At 66.6% G+C, this 16,745-nt stretch carries 14 protein-coding genes; 4 read left to right on the forward strand and 10 right to left on the reverse strand.

The features are described 5' to 3' along the window. Positions 1-339: 339 nt before the first annotated feature. Positions 340-2,901, reverse strand: a complete 2,562-nt coding sequence (clpB, locus tag JIM94_RS09575; RefSeq protein WP_200254554.1) for an ATP-dependent chaperone ClpB — start codon at positions 2,899-2,901, stop codon at positions 340-342. 365 nt (positions 2,902-3,266) lie between these two features. On the opposite strand from clpB, the gene JIM94_RS09580 reads away from it, so the two are divergent. Together JIM94_RS09580 and JIM94_RS09585 are read left to right on the forward strand one after the other, a co-directional pair. Next, positions 3,267-4,049, forward strand: a complete 783-nt coding sequence (locus JIM94_RS09580; RefSeq protein WP_200254556.1) for an L-threonylcarbamoyladenylate synthase — start codon at positions 3,267-3,269, stop codon at positions 4,047-4,049. Between the two features lie 92 nt (positions 4,050-4,141). Beyond that, the gene (locus tag JIM94_RS09585) at positions 4,142-5,299 is read left to right on the forward strand and encodes an FAD-binding oxidoreductase (protein WP_200254559.1); all 1,158 of its coding nucleotides are present in this window, start codon (positions 4,142-4,144) and stop codon (positions 5,297-5,299) included. Between the two features lie 3 nt (positions 5,300-5,302). Here the strand turns inward: JIM94_RS09585 and JIM94_RS09590 are convergent, their stop codons facing one another. Further along, positions 5,303-6,127 carry a carbon-nitrogen hydrolase family protein gene (locus JIM94_RS09590; protein ID WP_200254561.1) on the reverse strand — a complete coding sequence of 275 codons (825 nt, stop codon included), beginning with the start codon at positions 6,125-6,127 and terminating at the stop codon, positions 5,303-5,305. A 193-nt stretch (positions 6,128-6,320) separates the two neighbouring features. Between JIM94_RS09590 and JIM94_RS09595 the strand changes: the two genes are divergently transcribed. Both JIM94_RS09595 and JIM94_RS09600 read left to right on the forward strand, forming a co-directional pair. Then, positions 6,321-6,581 (forward strand): hypothetical protein, encoded by a 261-nt coding sequence (locus JIM94_RS09595; protein WP_200254563.1) that lies wholly within the window; start codon positions 6,321-6,323, stop codon positions 6,579-6,581. 25 nt (positions 6,582-6,606) lie between these two features. After that, entirely contained in the window at positions 6,607-7,863 is a 1,257-nt protein-coding gene (locus JIM94_RS09600) for an alpha/beta hydrolase (RefSeq protein WP_200254565.1), read from the forward strand. Between the two features lie 131 nt (positions 7,864-7,994). Here the strand turns inward: JIM94_RS09600 and adhP are convergent, their stop codons facing one another. The 8 genes from adhP to JIM94_RS09640 all read right to left on the reverse strand — a co-directional run bounded on the left by adhP (position 7,995) and on the right by JIM94_RS09640 (position 16,367). Next, on the reverse strand, positions 7,995-9,029 hold the full coding sequence (gene adhP / locus JIM94_RS09605; RefSeq protein WP_200254567.1) for an alcohol dehydrogenase AdhP: 1,035 nt from the start codon (positions 9,027-9,029) through the stop codon (positions 7,995-7,997). 172 nt (positions 9,030-9,201) lie between these two features. Beyond that, entirely contained in the window at positions 9,202-10,719 is a 1,518-nt protein-coding gene (exaC, locus tag JIM94_RS09610; RefSeq protein WP_200254570.1) for an acetaldehyde dehydrogenase ExaC, read from the reverse strand. Positions 10,720-11,133: 414 nt separating this feature from the next. Further along, complete coding sequence (locus tag JIM94_RS09615) at positions 11,134-11,592, reverse strand: heat shock protein transcriptional repressor HspR (RefSeq protein ID WP_200254572.1); 459 nt, start codon at positions 11,590-11,592, stop codon at positions 11,134-11,136. A gap of 100 nt (positions 11,593-11,692) precedes the next feature. Beyond that, the gene (dnaJ, locus tag JIM94_RS09620) at positions 11,693-12,874 is read right to left on the reverse strand and encodes a molecular chaperone DnaJ (RefSeq protein WP_200254574.1); all 1,182 of its coding nucleotides are present in this window, start codon (positions 12,872-12,874) and stop codon (positions 11,693-11,695) included. A gap of 130 nt (positions 12,875-13,004) precedes the next feature. Continuing rightward, on the reverse strand, positions 13,005-13,682 hold the full coding sequence (grpE, locus tag JIM94_RS09625; protein WP_200254709.1) for a nucleotide exchange factor GrpE: 678 nt from the start codon (positions 13,680-13,682) through the stop codon (positions 13,005-13,007). A 20-nt stretch (positions 13,683-13,702) separates the two neighbouring features. Further along, positions 13,703-13,870 (reverse strand): hypothetical protein, encoded by a 168-nt coding sequence (locus tag JIM94_RS09630; protein WP_200254577.1) that lies wholly within the window; start codon positions 13,868-13,870, stop codon positions 13,703-13,705. Continuing rightward, positions 13,871-15,712, reverse strand: a complete 1,842-nt coding sequence (dnaK, locus tag JIM94_RS09635) for a molecular chaperone DnaK (protein WP_200254579.1) — start codon at positions 15,710-15,712, stop codon at positions 13,871-13,873. It lies immediately after the preceding gene. 277 nt (positions 15,713-15,989) lie between these two features. After that, entirely contained in the window at positions 15,990-16,367 is a 378-nt protein-coding gene (locus tag JIM94_RS09640) for a hypothetical protein (RefSeq protein ID WP_200254581.1), read from the reverse strand. Between the last annotated feature and the right edge of the window lie 378 nt (positions 16,368-16,745).

The following is a 16,745-nucleotide window of genomic DNA, read 5'->3' on the forward strand; positions in this document are numbered from 1 at the left end:
TCCAGAAGTCCTCGCGGGAGTCCACAGCCTTCCGTGCACCTACTCTCGCGGCGTTATTCGCCGCGTCTTTTTCTCCCATGAACTCTAGGGTAGATGTTCCGACATAAGAATCCTCCGGTCCTACATTTCCCCTCTGAAACGGCTTGAATCTCCGCGCAGACGCCCCCATGTGCGGCGTGCCAGTTCTCCTTCATATCCGTTGCACAACCGACCACGGCAAACTCCGTTAGCTGGTCGGATCACGCAGCGGGACAGAGGGACTGTCGGGGCACCGACCCCGGACACACCGATACCCGCCGTCCCCTGTGGGGCGGCGGGGCATCACGCATGACGCTGCGGTCAGCGGACCGGGGCGATGTCCAGCTTCTCGCCGTCCTCGGCGAGGGTGACCTGTACGGTGTCGCCGTCAACGATGGTGCCGGCGAGGAGTTCCTTCGCCAGCTGGTCGCCGATCGCCTGCTGGATCAGGCGGCGCAGCGGGCGGGCACCGTAGGCCGGGTCGTAGCCGCGTTCGGCGAGCCACGCCTTCGCCGGGTCGTCGACCTCGAGGACGAGGCGGCGGGCGGCGAGTCGTGCGGCGAGCTGCCGGACCTGGATCTCCACGATGTGGGTGAGCTGTTCCTCCGAGAGTCGGTTGAACGTGACCACGTCGTCGAGGCGGTTGATGAACTCGGGTTTGAAGGCGTGCTTCACCGCGTCCATCATCTGTTCCTTCGTGCCCCCCGCACCGAGGTTGGAGGTGAGGATCAGCAGCGTGTTGCGGAAGTCGACGGTGCGGCCCTGGCCGTCGGTCAGCCGGCCTTCGTCGAGGACCTGGAGCAGCACGTCGAACACGTCCGGGTGCGCCTTCTCCACCTCGTCGAACAGGACGACGGTGTAGGGGCGGCGGCGGACGGCTTCGGTGAGCTGGCCGCCGGCGTCGTAGCCGACGTATCCGGGGGGTGCGCCGACGAGCCTGGCGACGGAGTGCTTCTCGCCGTACTCGGACATGTCGATGCGGACCATGGCGCGTTCGTCGTCGAAGAGGAACTCGGCCAGCGATTTCGCCAGCTCCGTCTTGCCGACGCCGGTGGGGCCGAGGAAGAGGAAGGAGCCGGTGGGCCGGTTCGGGTCGGCGACCCCGGCGCGGGAGCGGCGCACGGCGTCGCTGACGGCTTCGACGGCTTCGGGCTGGCCGACGACGCGGTTCTCCAGGACACTCTCCATGGCGAGGAGTTTCTCGGTCTCGCCCTGCATCATCTTGCCTGCGGGGATGCCGGTCCAGGCGGACACGACTTCGGCGATGACGTCGGGGGTGACCTCCTCGGTGAGCAGCTGGTTCTCGCCGGGGTTGTCGACGCTCTTCTCCGCTTCGGCGACCTCCTTCTCCAGTTCGGGGATGCGGCCGTAGCGCAGTTCGGCGACGCGGCCGTAGTCGCCGTCGCGTTCGGCGATCTCGGATTCCTGGCGCAGGCGCTCCAGTTCCTCCTTCGCGCCGCGGACCTTGTCGATGGCGGACTTCTCGTTGGTCCAGCGGGCCTTCAGCTCGTTCAGTTTCTCGCGTTCGTCGGCGAGTTCCTGGCGGAGCTTGTCCAGCCGGTCCTTGGAGGCGGCGTCCTTCTCCTTGGACAGGGCCATCTCCTCGATCTCGAGTCGGCGGACGACGCGTTCGAGGGCGTCGATCTCCTGCGGGGAGGAGTCGATCTCCATGCGCAGGCGGGACGCGGCCTCGTCGACGAGGTCGATGGCCTTGTCGGGGAGGAAGCGGGAGGTGATGTACCGGTCGGACAGGGTCGCGGCGGCGACGAGGGCGGAGTCCTGGATGCGGACGCCGTGGTGCACCTCGTAGCGTTCCTTCAGGCCGCGCAGGATGCCGATGGCGTCCTCGACGGAGGGTTCGCCGACGTAGACCTGCTGGAAGCGGCGCTCGAGTGCGGCGTCCTTCTCCACGTACTTGCGGTACTCCTCGAGGGTGGTGGCACCCACGAGGCGCAGTTCACCCCGGGCGAGCATCGGTTTGATCATGTTGCCGGCGTCCATGGCGGAGTCGCCGGTGGCTCCGGCGCCGACGATGGTGTGCAGCTCGTCGATGAAGGTGATGATCTGGCCGTCGGAGTTCTTGATCTCGTCGAGCACCGCCTTGAGGCGTTCCTCGAACTCGCCCCGGTACTTCGCGCCGGCGACCATGGAGCCCAGGTCGAGGCTGATGAGGGTTTTGCCGCGCAGGGATTCGGGGACGTCACCGGCGACGACGCGGCGGGCCAGGCCCTCGACGATGGCGGTCTTGCCCACGCCGGGTTCGCCGATGAGCACCGGGTTGTTCTTGGTGCGGCGGGACAGGACCTGCACGACGCGGCGGATCTCGGAGTCGCGTCCGATGACGGGGTCGATCTTGCCTTCGCGGGCGAGTTTCGTCAGGTCGGTGGAGTACTTCTCCAGGGCCTGGAACTGGCCCTCGGGGTCTTCGGTGGTGACCTTGGTGGAGCCGCGCACGGTGGTGAACGCGCCCTTGATGGCGTCGTAGGTCGCGCCGTGCTTCTTCAGCAGGTCGGCGGCCTCGCCGGCACCGCGGGCGATTCCGGCGAGCAGTACCTCGGTGGAGACGTATTCGTCGCCGAGTTCCCCGGCGAGCTCCTGGGCGGCGGTGAGCGCGTTGAGGGCGTCCCGGTTGAAGTTGGGGTTCGCCAGGTTCGCGCCCTGCGCCTTGGGGTAGCCGGCGACGAGGTTCCTCGCCTCGGCGAGGACGGCGTCGGGGTCGGTGCCCGCGGCCTTGAGGACCGGGGCGGCGATGCCGTCGGCCTGGTCGAGGATGGCGACGAGCAGGTGGGCGGGCCGGATGTCCGGGTTGCCGTTGGCGGAGGCGGCCTGCAGGGCTGCCTGCATCGCCTCCTGGGTCTTGGTGGTGGGGGTGAAAGAACTCATGTTCTCCGTCTGTCCCTTCTTCTTCCGTGTCGTTTTGTCGTGAGCTGTTCTGTCGCCGGTCGCCCCTGTTCCTGTTACGGGGACCGGTCTTTTACTCCGTACAACGTCACACAGGTTGAGTCTGTTCCACTCAACCCAAACTTTTTTCGGCTCGCCACCTTTATAGTCGAAGACTCAACTTTGCGCCGGGGCGGTCATTGGCGGCCACCGGGACAGGGCACGGCACACACCCCTCATTGACCCGCACGTTGCCAGACGGTCACCGATCCCATATAGTAGGAATTACATTCCACATATTGAAACAGCGCCACGGCGCGATCAGCGTCGCACCCGTCGCAGTGACCCGGAGAAAGGACACACCGAACATGGCTGAAGCAACGCCCAAGACCCAGTGGACCGGAGAGGTCATCCCCGAAGCCTTCGAGGCGATCTCCGCCGACGGCGGCCTCATCGTCTGCGCCACCAAGGTCGGCTACATCCTGATGGCCACCGACGGTGAGGGCCTGGAGCGCAAGTTCGACGCCAAGCAGCGCAAGCGCAACAAACCCGCCGTCGTTCTGTGCGCGAACATCGACGAGCTGAAGGCCCTGGCACAGGTCAACGACGAGATCATCGCCTTCTACGAGCGCCACTGGGAGCAGGACATCCTGCTGGGCTGCATCCTGCCCTGGCGCGAGGACGCCATCGAGAAGATGCCCGACGAGACGGTGCGCGAGTTGGCCCGCGACGGTCGCGGCACCAGCTGCTTCGTCATCCGCTTCGGCCGTCCCGCCGAGCAGATCGCGGCGAAGAACTGGGAGCAGGGCAAGGTGACCTTCGCCTCCTCCGCCAACCCCTCCGGCATCGGCAACCGGGGCCAGGTCGCGTTCATCGGTGAGCGCATCGAGTCCAAGGCGGACTACATCGTCGCCGCCGATGACTACGTGGCGTCCATCCAGCCGGACAAGGACGAGGACTCCCGCCACGAGCAGGGCGTCATGGTGTCCCTGGTGGACAAGGACGGCAATCTCGTGCCCGAGCAGAAGGGTGAGCGTTCCGTGACACCGTGCCCGGTCCTGATCCGCAACGGCCTGGACGGCGACCGCATCATGAACAACCTGTCCGAGTTCTTCCTGAGCTGGGATTACCGCCAGGGCGAGTACTACTAGGCCATCCCCCACGTCTCCCCGTACCCCGGGTCCCCACCGAAAACGGGTGACCGGTACGGGGAACACGTGTTTTCTGGGGCAGAATGTCCCTTGTGCACCATGAGAACCTGAAGCCGGTGGCGATCCGGCTGCGCATCCACGCGGACAGCTTCCGCGAGCGGGTCAACGCGCGGTTTTTCCGGGAGCACCCCACCGACCGGCAGCTTTTTCCCGTCGACAGTCACGACGTCCACGCGGATCTGCCCACGGTTCTCGCCTGGACCCTGACACGCACCCCCGTCGACGGGGCGCTCCCGGACCAGGTCCGCACGATTCTCGCTCAGCTCGGGCGGGAGAACCGCCGTTTCCGGATGCCCACCGCACACTACGGGACGCTCGCCCGCGTATCCCGTGGGGAACTCGGGCGGATCATCTCGAATCTGCCGCCCGAACTGGTCACCGGTGCCGACACCGCCCTCGCCGAGTGCTTCGGGGTGATGGCGGAGGCGGCTGCCGTCGAGGACGCCGCCGGGGTCCCGGATTCCCGGACGGCGGAGGTCGTCGAGGTCGAACGACGTTGCGCCCGGGTTTCCGTCGTGCGGCTGCTGGCCGACACCCCCGTCCCCTATGCGGCGGGACAGTATCTGCCGGTCACGAGCGACACCACCACCCGCGGGCTGTGGCGGGACCTGTCCCCGGCCATTCCCGCCAATGACGTCGGCCAGGTGGAGTTCCACGTCTTCGCGGACCGGGACGACACCACGGGGCGTCTCCTCGCGACGCCCCAGCCAGGTGACCGTTGGCGGATCGGCGCACCCCTCGGCCGCATGTCGGTGGACGGGTCACGGGACATCCTGATGATCGCGCATTCCACCGGTCTCGCCCCTCTGCGGGCGATTCTCCTGGACATGGTGATGAGCGGGTCAGGTGGCCGTCGGACCCACCTGTTCTTCGGGGCGGACAGTCCGGGTGAACTGTACGACCTCCGGGGACTCTGGGAACTCGTCGCCGGTGTCCCCTGGTTGTCGGTCACCCCTGTGGTCGTGCGGGAGAGTGATCCCTGGTGGGTGCGCCCGACCGCGTTCTCGTCGGCGCCCCGCGGCCTGCACATGCAGCAGACGGGGACGCTCGCCGAGATCGTTCCCGGTTACGGCACCTGGGAGGACAGGGATGTGCTCATCGCGGGGCCCGACGCCGTCGTGGCGGACGTCGCGGCCGCACTGCGGGCGGCGGGAACACCGGCGGAGAACATCCGGCACAATCCGGCGTGAGGGTCAGAACCGCCGTCGCACGCCGAGCACCGGGATGGACCTGCGCGTCTCCTCCACCGTCGCCGCGTCGATGTCGGCGTGGATGATGTCCTCGCCGTAGCCTGCCTCGACGATGCACAGGCCGTCCGGGCCGATGACCGCCGAGTGTCCGATCCCGGTCGGCCCGTCGTTCTCCCCCGCGGAGTCCTCCCCGCCGGGCCTGGCCTGGCCTGCGGCGAGCACGTAACAGGTCGAGTCGAGCGCGCGGGCCCCGGTGAGCAACCGCCACTGCCGCAGTTTCCCCGGCCCGTCCGACCACGAGGTCGGCAGGACGATCACGTCCGCCCCCTCATTCTCCGCGAGAGCGGTGAACTGGTCGGGGAAACGGACGTCGTAGCAGATCGCGAGGCCCACCGTGAGGCCCCCGATCTCCACCGTGACCAGTTCCTCCCCCGGACAGACGGTGTCCGACTCGCGGAAACCGAAGGCGTCGTAGCAGTGGATCTTGTCGTACCCGAGGTGGTGTCCACCACCGGTCAGCAGCGCGGTGTTGTACACCCGGTTGACGGTCTTTCCGTCGACCTCGACGGTGTCGGCGGGTGTGAACATGCCGACGACCACCGTGACCCCGAGTTCCTCGGCGAGCTCACGCACCGCCGTGGCGAACGGGCCGTCGATCGGTTCCGCGACGGTGTCGAGGCGTCCCGTCCCGAATGCCCGCATCGTCGCCTCCGGGAAGACGACGAGTTCCGCGCCGTCCCCCGCCGCGGTGCGGATGTGCCGGAGGACGGCGTCGAGGTTGTCCGCGACCTCGGCGGTGGACTGCATCTGGACCAGGGCTACTCGCATGGAGTCCACGATAGGGGCTCCGGGTCACATCCGCCCGGATTTCCGCGCCGGTTCCCGGCCACCGCCGTGGAGTGACCGTGGAAAGGCAACGTTGTGCACAGGCACACGGACGCCGGGGACACGGGCCCGGCGGATTCGCCGATCCTGGGTGTCGGCAATCCCCGATCGGGCCCCGGATGAAAGGAATCCCTCCGTGAACCGGATCATGTTCTCCGGGGACGCGGTGCGTCCCCTCCTGTCCCGCGAGAGTCCCCGCACCGTCTTCCCGGAGCTTCCCCCGGGATCACGGACCGGGGCGACACTCTCCAGACTGGTGTTCTCCTGGTCCGCCCTGCTCGACCGGACGGACACCCAGATCGGTGACATCCGATCCGGTGTCCGGCATCTCGCGACCCGTCTCCGCGCCGCCGACGGGGACGTCGCCGGTGACCTCCGGGGCGACGACGGTGCGTGACACGGTGCTGACACTCCCGGATTCGATGACGCTCCACGCCGCCGGCACCGACCTGGGCCGGAGCGGACGAGCGGTCGCCCACGCCTGTGACACCGACCGACGTCAGTGGACGCTGTCCACGCACCTGGGTCTGCACGGTTCCGCCTTCTCCGCCGCGAGGAGAAGGGAGGAGGACACGGCCGTTCTCCGGAGGACCGCGGCCGAACTCATCACGGGCACCGCGTCAGTTCTTTTACGGGTGGCGGAGGCGCAGGCGACGCTGGAGGCCGAACTCGACCGGATCCTGCGGGAAGCTGTCGTGCTGGGGCTCTCCGTCCGTGACGGCAGGTTCGTCGCCCGGACGGAAGCGGGGTTCACGGTGGCGGACGTCCTCAATGACGCGGTGGACGCGATAAAACGGGAGGGGATCCTCCTCGACCGGCACTGCAGCAGACGCCTCGAGACATTCCTGTCCCCGGGACAGTTCAACGAGGACCGCAGGAGGTGCGTCGAGACGCTGAACGACCTGTACACCCCCTCTCCCCCGGGGATGCCTCTCCCGGCGACCGGGGATCTGTCCGCGGCGGAGCTACACCGGATCAACATGCGGGATACCTCACCGGAGTTGGCGGCGTTGACCGGGGAGTTTCCGGGGATGGTCGTCCTGGAGACCGGCGACCGCCATCTCGTCGCCGCTTTCGGCGACATCGACAGTGCCTCCTCGGTGACGACGATGGTGTCCGGTGTCACGTCGGCCACTCCCGGAGAGGTTCCGGGAGTGCTGGAGCGGGGCCGGGAACTGCAGCGGGAACTCGGTGGGGCGGTCATCGTGTGGAACGGGTACGAGGCACCGGAGACGCTGGTGGACGGCGCCGGGGGCATCCCGGCGGAACTCGGGGCCGTGGCGTTCCGGACGTTCATGCACTCGCTGTCCGAACGGTGCGGGCCCGGGGTCGTCCAGTCGGTGGTGGCCCACAGTTACGGGTCACTGCTCGTCGGGATGGCCGCCTCGGGGGAGAACGGTGGGCTCGACGCCGACAACATCATGTTCCTCGGCAGCCCGGGGACCGGTGCCGCCACCGTGGACGATCTCAGGCTGAGGTCCCCCGACGGCCGGATCGCCGCGTCCCGGGGCACCTGGGACCCGGTCGGCCTGCTGGTCTCGGAGCGGTGGGGATGGCACGGGCCGGATCCGGCGGATCCCGCCTTCGGGGCCGAGGTGGTGCCTTCCACCGGTGGTCACAGTGGCTACTTCACCGAGGAGAGTGTCCTCGGTGTACTGCGGGACATGCAGCACCGCTGAGGATATGCCCCGCGTCCGTACCGGGGTGCCGGCGTGACGGTGCCCCGTTCCCCGACACCGGGAAACGGGGCCATGGCGGGTCAGGTGCCACCCGGGAGCCGGTGACGACCGTTCACCGGGGTGGCGGCCACCTAGTAGCGGATGGCCATGCGCCCGTCGATCCTGCCCTTGCGCAGATCCTCGAAGACACTGTTGACGTCATCGACCTTGCACTCGGCGACGGTCGGCTTGATGAGGCCGCGTGCGTAGAAGTCCAGGGCCTCCTCCAGATCCTGTCGGGTACCGACGAGGGAGCCACGGATGGTGAGGGCCTTGAAGACGATGTCGAAGATACGGGCGGGGAACTCTCCCGGGGGCAGACCGTTGAACACGATGGTGCCGCCCTTGCGTGCCATGTTGATGGCCTGGCCGAACGCCGCCTCATGGACAGCGGTGACCAGCACGCCGTGGGCACCGGTGCCGGTGAACTCCATGACCGCCTCGGCCGGATCCTGTTCCCTGGCGTTGATGGTGAACTCGGCTCCGTGCTTCCTGGCCAGTTCGAGCTTCTCGTCGGCGATGTCGACGGCGATGACGCGCATACCCATCGCGACGGCGTACTGGACGGCGATGTGTCCGAGACCGCCGACACCCGAGATGACCACGTACTGGCCCGGTCGGGTCTCGGTCATCTTCAGTCCCTTGTAGACGGTGACACCGGCGCACAGGATCGGGGCGACCTCGAGCGGATCGGACCCGTCCGGGATGCGGGCGCAGTAGCGGGTGTCGACGAGCATGTACTCGCCGAAGGAACCGTCGACGGTGTAGCCGCCGTACTCGGCCTCGTTGCACAGGGTCTCCCAGCCGGTGCGGCACTGTTCACAGGTTCCGCAGGCGGACCAGAGCCAGACGTTGCCGACGATGTCGCCGAGTTCCACGTCGTGCTCACCGGGGCCCAGCTTCACCACCTCGCCGACACCCTCGTGTCCGGGCACGAAGGGCAGCGGCGGCTTGACCGGCCAGTCCCCTTCTGCGGCGTGCAGGTCGGTGTGGCAGATACCGGAGGCCTGGAGCTTGACCAGCGCCTGGTTGCGTCCCGGTTCCGGGAGATCGACCTCGCGGATCGTGACGTCGGGGCCGAACTCGTCGACGACGGCGGCGGTGAACTTCTCGGGTGTGGTGGTCATGGAAATCTCCTCCTTGGGGGATGAACTTGCGAAAAAGCCATTTGGCAATTATTTTCAATACTGGGGTGACATGCCTCCGTCCAGGTCGCCCGGCGCGAAAAGCACCGTACGAACCTGACCGGAGAATGTGGCTGGGACGCCGGGCGGTCACCGACCACCGGGCGTCACGGGATCAGAAGAGCCCGGTGGGACTGGTGCCGTAGGACACCAGCATGTTCTTGGTACGGGTGTAGTGCGACATCATCATGGCGTGGTTCTCCCGCCCGATACCGGACTCCTTGTATCCGCCGAACGCGGCGTGCGCCGGGTAGGAGTGGTAGTTGTTCACCCACACACGACCCGCCTGGATGGCGCGGCCCGCACGGTAGGCGGTGTTCGTGTCACGCGTCCAGACACCGGCACCGAGACCGTAGTTGGTGTCGTTGGCGATACGCATCGCGTCATCGAAGTCCGTGAAGGTCGTGACACCGAGGACCGGGCCGAAGATCTCCTCCCGGAAGCAGGACATGGAGTTGTCCCCCCGGAAGATCGTCGGCTGGATGTAGTAGCCGTCCAGACCGTCGATCTCGGCGACCCCGCCGCCGGTGAGCACCTCGGCACCCTCCTGCGGGCCGGACGAGAGATAACCGGTGATCTTCTGCATCTGCTCCTCGGACGCCTGCGCGCCGAGCATGGTGGAGGTGTCCAGCGGGTTCCCCATCCGGATCTTCTCCACCTTGGCGACGACGAGCTCCATGAGTTCGTCGACGATGGATTCCTGCACGAGGGCACGGGAGGGGCAGGTGCAGACCTCACCCTGGTTGAGCGCGAACATCGCCATTCCCTCGACGGCCTTGTCCAGGAACTCGTCCTTGCGGTCGAGGACGTCGGCGAAGAACACGTTCGGGGACTTGCCGCCGAGCTCCAGGGTGACCGGAATGATCTTGTCGGCGGCGGCCTTGTTGATGAGACGTCCGACCTCGGTGGACCCGGTGAACGCGATCTTGGCGATCCGGTCCGATCCGGACAGGGCCGCGCCCGCGTCGGTCCCGAGGCCGTTGACCACGTTGACGACACCGGCGGGGATCAGGTCACCGATGATCTCCATGAGATGCATGATCGAGATCGGCGTCTGCTCGGCGGGCTTGATGACGACGCAGTTGCCTGCGGCGAGTGCGGGTGCGAGCTTCCAGGTGGCCATCAGGATCGGGAAGTTCCAGGGGATGATCTGCCCGACGACACCGAGTGGCTCCTGGAAGTGGTAGGCGACGGTGTCCTCGTCGATCTCGGACAGTCGCCCCTCCGCGGTGCGGGTCACTCCGGCGAAGTAGCGGAAGTGATCGACGGCCAGCGGAAGATCGGCCGCGAGGGACTCCCGTACGGGCTTGCCGTTGTCCCAGGTCTCGATCACCGCGAGTTCCTCGAGGTGTTCCTCGATGCGGTCGGCGATCCGGTGCAGGATCAGTGCACGTTCGGCCGGCGGGGTGCTCCCCCAGCCCGGGGCCGCCGCGTGGGCCGCGTCGAGCGCCTTCTCGATGTCGGCCGCCTTGCCCGCGGCGAAACGGGTGTAGACCTCTCCCGTGACCGGGCTGACGTTGTCGAGGTACTCGCCGTCGGCCGGGGCCACCCACTCGCCACCGATGTAGTTGTCGTAGCGCTCCCTGACGGAGACGATGGAGCCTTCGGTTCCTGGATTGGCGTAGACAGTCATGGGGTTCCTCACTTGTTCGACTCATTCGGTGATGGCGGCCGGAGCGCCGGATCACGTACACCGGACACATTCCCCGGGGTCGCGGATCAGTGGTTCCGACCGTGTGGTGACCCCCACCCTAACCAGATCAAACTGTGTTGTACATCACTCAAAGCGGGAACAGGCAGAGTGAGCGACGCCACAACACCGTGACAGGCATCCGAACGGGACCGCGACGTGCCATTTCTTCACGATCTGCAAAATTTGCCAACGCAAGCCCTGTAAATACCCCGTCCGGGGGTGTTTTCGGCAATTCTCATCGACCTATCAGTATTCTCCGGTCGTTTTTCCACCCGTTTGAGCGAAAAATGTCCAACCCCCAAAACAAAAACGCCACCCGGACACATGGTCCGGGTGGCGCGGTGGCTCAACGGCTCAGGAGTGGCGCTTTCTCCGTTTGCGCCGTGGTTCCCAGATGACGACGGCGGTGGATTCCGGGACCTCGACGAGTTCGCCCCTGCTTCGACGGGGCATACTGCGTTCACGTTCGAGTGCGTCACTGAGCCGCTGATTGTCGGAGCGCAGCGCCTCGACCTCGCGGCGGAGACGTTCATTGGACTGGGTCAACCCGATGATCGCCTTGATCCCGGCGAGGTTCACACCCTCCTGCTGGCTCAGGCGCTGGATCTCCCGGAGGAGCGCGACATCGGAGCGGGAGTAGCGGCGTCCCCCTCCGCTGGTGCGCATCGGGGTGACGAGCCCCATGCGGTCGTAGGTACGGAGGGTCTGCGCGTGCATCCCCGCGAGTTCCGCGGCCACCGAGATGACGAAAACCTCTTCGTGTTCCGGGGAGGTGCCGTCACGGGAATGCGCCCGCTGTCGACTGTGCGGCATTGCTCCCTCACCTCCTCGTGTGGATGTTCGGCGTGGTGGGCGGATCGGCCCGCCCCTGGGTGGGAACCGTCTCCGTCGTCGCGGCCGGTTCCCGGTTGTCCTAGGCGGATCCGGCCCAGTCGGCACGGGGGTCGAATCCGGATTCCTTCTCCGCCTGCGCGTAGGCGCGAAGTGCACTGGTCGCTGCGGGACCGAGATCACCCGGGACGGTGACCTTCACCGTCACCATGAGATCACCCTTCGTTCCGTCCCGCTTCGGGATACCCCGCCCGCGCACCCGTAGGGTCCTCCCGTCGGGAGTCCCGGCGGGCACCTTCACCCGGACCGGTTCGTCGAGGGTGGGGACGGTGATGGTGTCACCGAGCGCGAGCTCGGCGAACGAGACGGGGATCTCGACCTCGAGTGTGCTGCCGGTCCGGGTGAACACCTTGTCCCCACGGACGTGGACGGTGACGAACAGGTCCCCGGAGGGGCGGCCGTTGGGGCCGGCCTCCCCCTGGCCCGCCAGCCGTACCCTCTGTCCGTCGATGACGCCGGCGGGGACGCGGACGGTGATGGAACGGGTGCGGTTGACGGTGCCCGTCCCGGAGCAGTCGGCGCAGGGGTCGGAGATGGTCTGGCCGTTGCCGCCGCAGTCCGTGCACGGGGCGGAGAACCCGAAGGCCCCCCGGTTCTCGTTGGTGAAGCCGGTGCCGTTGCAGCTGTCGCAGCGGCTGGTCTTGCCGGAGCGGGAACCGGAGCCGTGACACCGCGTGCACGGTGCCGGACCCTTGAGCTCTACGGGGATCGTCGCCCCTTGCGCCGCTTCCCGGAAATCAAGTGTGATGTCAGTTTCGACGTCGGCCCCCCGCGACGGTTGAGCTGCGTGGCGAGGACCGTGGCCGCGGTTGAAAAGGCCACCGAAGATATCACCCAGACCCCCTTCCGAAGTAAATCCTCCATCTCCTCCGAAGAGATCCGAGACGTCGAAGTCCGCCTGCGTCTGGCGAAACCCGCCCGGAAAGCCGGACCCCGCGTTTCCGCCGAAGCCGCGCAGTCCTCCGGACGCGAGCATGGCCTTCATCTCGTCGTATTCCCTGCGCTTCTTCTCGTCGCCGACGACGTCGTAGGCCTCGGCGATACGTTTGAAGCGGTCCTCGGCGTTCTTGTCACCGGGGTGGTTGTCGGGGTGGTTGTCCCGGGCGAGTTTGCGGTACGCCCGTTTGATGTCTCCGGCTGATGCGGACGAGGAGACACCCAGGTCCGCGTAGTAGTTCTTTTCAGCCCATTCACGCTCCGCCATTGGGCATCTCCTCCTTCCGCGTCATGCACGGGTTCAAGTGTGTGTCGGGGTTGTGTGCCGGGGACGTCCGTTCCCCTTTGAGTCGGGGGCCGGACACCGGGGCGGTGCCGTCGGCACCGCCCCGACCACGTCACTCCGTGGTGTCGTCGCCCTCGTCGGCACCGCTGTCCCCGGGAGCGGACTCCCGCGGGTCGGTGATGATGACCATCGCGGTGCGGAGCAGACGGTCGCCCATCGCGAATCCACGCCGCAGAACCGTTCCGATGACCTTGTCGTCGCCCTCGGAGAGGTCCTGGACGGCCTCGTGACGTTCCGCGTCGAAGTCGTCGCCCTCCGCACCGAACTCGGTGACGTCGAGCCGGGTGAGTACGGCGCGGAGTTTGTCGTTGACGGATTTCAGCGGTCCGGTGAGGTCACCGTGGCGTTCCGCGAGATCGAGGTCGTCGACGACGTCGAGCAGCTGGTTGACGACGGAGGCCTTCGCGGAGGCGATGACCGCCTGCCGGTCACGTTCGGTACGCCGCCGGTAGTTGGCGTACTCGGCGGTGACCCGCTGGAGATCCTCGGTCCGTTCGGCGAGTTCCGCCGAGAGGTCCGGGGTGTCGTCGGTGCCGGTGTTCTCCGCGTCAGCGGCCGCTTCTTCCGCGGCGACGGTGGCGAGTGCCTCGTCGAGTTCGGCGTCAGCGGTGGCTTCCGCGGCGGCGTCGGCGTCGGCGGCCGCCTTGGCGTCGGCCACGGCCGATTCCGCGCTCTCCGGTGATGTGGCCTCCGGGTCGGTTGCGGACGGATCGCCGGGGTTGTCCGGCATTGCCGCTGCGTCGTCCTGGCTCACTGGGTGGCCTCCTCGTTGTCGTCTTCTTCTCTGTCGATGATGGCCTGCTTCTCGTGTACCGCGCGTTCATGCACGGTATCGGCGGCCTCCCGGAGATCGGCGGCGACGGCGTCGCCCTCGAGAACCTCGTCCGGGTTCTTGTCCGTGCCGATCGGGTCGGTCATCTACTTCTTCTCCCCGTCGTTGTCGTCTTCGTCGACGACCTCCGCATCGACGACGTCGGAATCGACGTCACCGGCGTCCGCCTGGGTGGCTCCGGCCGCGGCCTCGGCCTCGTAGATGGCCTTGCCCATCTCCTGGGACTCGGTCGACAGCTTCTCGACGGCCGTCTTGATGGCGTCGATGTCCTCGCCCTTGAGCGCCTCCTCGACCTCCTTGGCGGCTGCCTCGACCTTCTCCTTGGTGTCCTCGCCGATCTTGTCGGAGGAGTCCTCCATGAACTTGCGGGTCTGGTAGACCATGGACTCCGCGGAGTTGCGGACCTCCTGCTCCTCGCGGCGCTTCTTGTCCTCCTCGGCGTGGGCCTCGGCGTCCTTGATCATCCGGTCGATCTCCTCCTGGGACAGGCCGGAGCCGTCCTGGATCTTGATCGTGTTCTCCTTGCCGGTGCCCTTGTCCTTGGCGGTCACGTGGACGATGCCGTTGGCGTCGATGTCGAAGGTGACCTCGATCTGCGGGACGCCGCGGGGGGCCGGGGCGATGCCTGCGAGCTGGAAGGAACCGAGCAGCTTGTTGTGCGCGGCGATCTGACGCTCACCCTGGTAGATCTGGATGCCCACCTCGGGCTGGTTGTCCTCGGCGGTGGTGAAGGTCATGGACTTCTTGGCGGGGATGGTGGTGTTGCGCTCGATGAGCGTGGTCATCACGCCACCCTTGGTCTCGATACCGAGGCTCAGCGGGGTGACGTCGAGGAGCAGCACGTCCTTGACCTCGCCGCGCAGGACACCGGCCTGCAGGGCGGCGCCGACGGCGACGACCTCGTCCGGGTTGACGCCCTTGTTGGGCTCGCGGCCACCGGTCAGTTCCTTGACCAGCTCGACGACGGCGGGCATACGGGTGGAGCCACCGACGAGGACGACGTGGTCGACGTCGTTGATGGAGATGTCGGCGTCCTTGATGACCTGGTTGAAGGGCTTCTTGGTGCGGTCGAGCAGGTCGGAGGTGATGCGCTGGAACTCGGTGCGGGACAGGGTCTCGTCGAGGAACAGCGGGTTCTTCTCGGAGTCGACCGTGATGTAGGGCAGGTTGATGGAGGCCTGCTGGGAGCTGGACAGCTCGATCTTGGCCTTCTCGGCGGCCTCACGCAGACGCTGGAGGGCCATCTTGTCCTTGGTCAGGTCGATGCCGTGGGCGGTCTTGAACTTCTCGACGAGCCAGTCGACGATGCGCTGGTCCCAGTCGTCACCACCGAGGTCGTTGTCGCCGGAGGTCGCCTGAACCTCGACGACGCCGTCGCCGATCTCGAGCAGGGAGACGTCGAAGGTGCCGCCACCGAGGTCGAAGACCAGGATGGTCTGCTCCTTGTCGCCCTTCTCCAGGCCGTAGGCGAGGGCCGCGGCGGTGGGCTCGTTGACGATGCGCAGGACGTTGAGACCGGCGATCTGGCCGGCTTCCTTGGTGGCCTGACGCTGTGCGTCCTCGAAGTAGGCGGGGACGGTGATGACGGCGTCGGTGACGTCCTCGCCCAGGTAGGCCTCCGCGTCGCGCTTCAGCTTCATCAGGATGCGGGCGGAGATCTCCTGCGGGGTGTAGCTCTTGTCGTCGATGTCGACGCTCCAGTCCTCGCCGATGTGGCGCTTGACGGAGCGGATGGTGCGGTCGACGTTGGTCACGGCCTGGTTCTTGGCCGACTGTCCGACGAGGACCTCACCGTTCTTGGCGAAAGCCACGACGGACGGGGTGGTGCGGGAACCCTCGGCGTTGGCGATGACGGTGGGGTCGCCACCCTCAAGCACGGAAACAACCGAGTTCGTGGTTCCGAGGTCGATACCTACTGCGCGTCCCATGTGATGGTTCTCCTTTTGTGTCTGTGTCGTCTATCGGTGGTTGACTGACCCCGACTCAACTTCCGGAGACGATGTTAACAGTCCCCTTGAGCGCGATCCACTCAACCTCTTCACCCACCACAACGACCCCGGCGTCAAAGTTGTTCCCGCCGGACTCAACTTTTTTACAGTGATGCCCGTCACATCTAATAGACCGGATAATGACGGAGCCCCGGCGGGGAGATCCAAAGGACCTTCACCCACCGGGGCTCCACATCACGATCCGCCGGGTACGCGGCTAACTGGAACCGAAGTTGAAACCACTCGAGCCGCTCGACAGCGAGCCGAGCCCACCTCCGGTCACCGCACCACACTCACGCCCGCGGGCAACCAACGCATCGGTGTAGGCGGTGTAGATCTTCTGCATGGCGGGGTCCAGCTGATTCAGTTCCACACCCACATTCACGAGAGCCTTCTCGCGGAGCTGCGATGCAGAAACGGGTGCGGTTCCCGCAATGTCCTTGACCTGCTGCGTTACCGCGTCACACGGCATCAACCTCATCTGGGCAGTGGTCCACAGGACCAATTCCGCGTCGAACTGGTCCGCCTGTGCGGGAGCGGCGAATCCCGCCCCTGCGAGAGCGACGGTGGCAAGCGAAACAAGAAATTTCTTCACGCTGGATCTCCTTCTCCATGGGGTCTGATCGCACCCGGTCACGCCGGTCACCACCAGGCATTTTTTCTGACGCGCCCCATAATAAGGAACGGGAAACATCCCGACCATCGGGCGAACCGAAGTGGGGTCACCCGATTAGAACATCGGCAACCACGCGGCCAACGGAGCCCCCTCGGGATACCCCATCACTCCCGAGACCACCGCACACCGCAGTATTCCCAGGTCAGGCATTTACCCGATTCGGGTGAGGGGTTAGTATGAAAACAGACTAATCCGCGGAGACGACAGTGGGATAGGGCCCCCATACCCCTCACTCACCTCAGGGTTCCCGCGATTTCTCCGCTGGACACATCCCGACCCACGGGGAAGGCGGTGCGT

Source organism: Corynebacterium pygosceleis, from assembly GCF_016595275.2.
GTDB lineage: Bacteria > Actinomycetota > Actinomycetes > Mycobacteriales > Mycobacteriaceae > Corynebacterium > Corynebacterium pygosceleis.

Bases quoted from the DNA above. Each gene is read 5' to 3' on its own strand.
- exaC (WP_200254570.1), bottom strand. From the start codon at position 10,719: ATGACTGTCTACGCCAATCCAGGAACCGAAGGCTCCATCGTCTCCGTC.
- dnaJ (WP_200254574.1), bottom strand. From the start codon at position 12,874: ATGGCGGAGCGTGAATGGGCTGAAAAGAACTACTACGCGGACCTGGGT.
- JIM94_RS09580 (WP_200254556.1), top strand. From the start codon at position 3,267: ATGGCTGAAGCAACGCCCAAGACCCAGTGGACCGGAGAGGTCATCCCC.
- JIM94_RS09600 (WP_200254565.1), top strand. From the start codon at position 6,607: ATGACGCTCCACGCCGCCGGCACCGACCTGGGCCGGAGCGGACGAGCG.
- JIM94_RS09615 (WP_200254572.1), bottom strand. From the start codon at position 11,592: ATGCCGCACAGTCGACAGCGGGCGCATTCCCGTGACGGCACCTCCCCG.
- JIM94_RS09590 (WP_200254561.1), bottom strand. From the start codon at position 6,127: ATGCGAGTAGCCCTGGTCCAGATGCAGTCCACCGCCGAGGTCGCGGAC.
- JIM94_RS09630 (WP_200254577.1), bottom strand. From the start codon at position 13,870: ATGACCGACCCGATCGGCACGGACAAGAACCCGGACGAGGTTCTCGAG.
- grpE (WP_200254709.1), bottom strand. From the start codon at position 13,682: ATGCCGGACAACCCCGGCGATCCGTCCGCAACCGACCCGGAGGCCACA.
- dnaK (WP_200254579.1), bottom strand. From the start codon at position 15,712: ATGGGACGCGCAGTAGGTATCGACCTCGGAACCACGAACTCGGTTGTT.
- adhP (WP_200254567.1), bottom strand. From the start codon at position 9,029: ATGACCACCACACCCGAGAAGTTCACCGCCGCCGTCGTCGACGAGTTC.
- clpB (WP_200254554.1), bottom strand. From the start codon at position 2,901: ATGAGTTCTTTCACCCCCACCACCAAGACCCAGGAGGCGATGCAGGCA.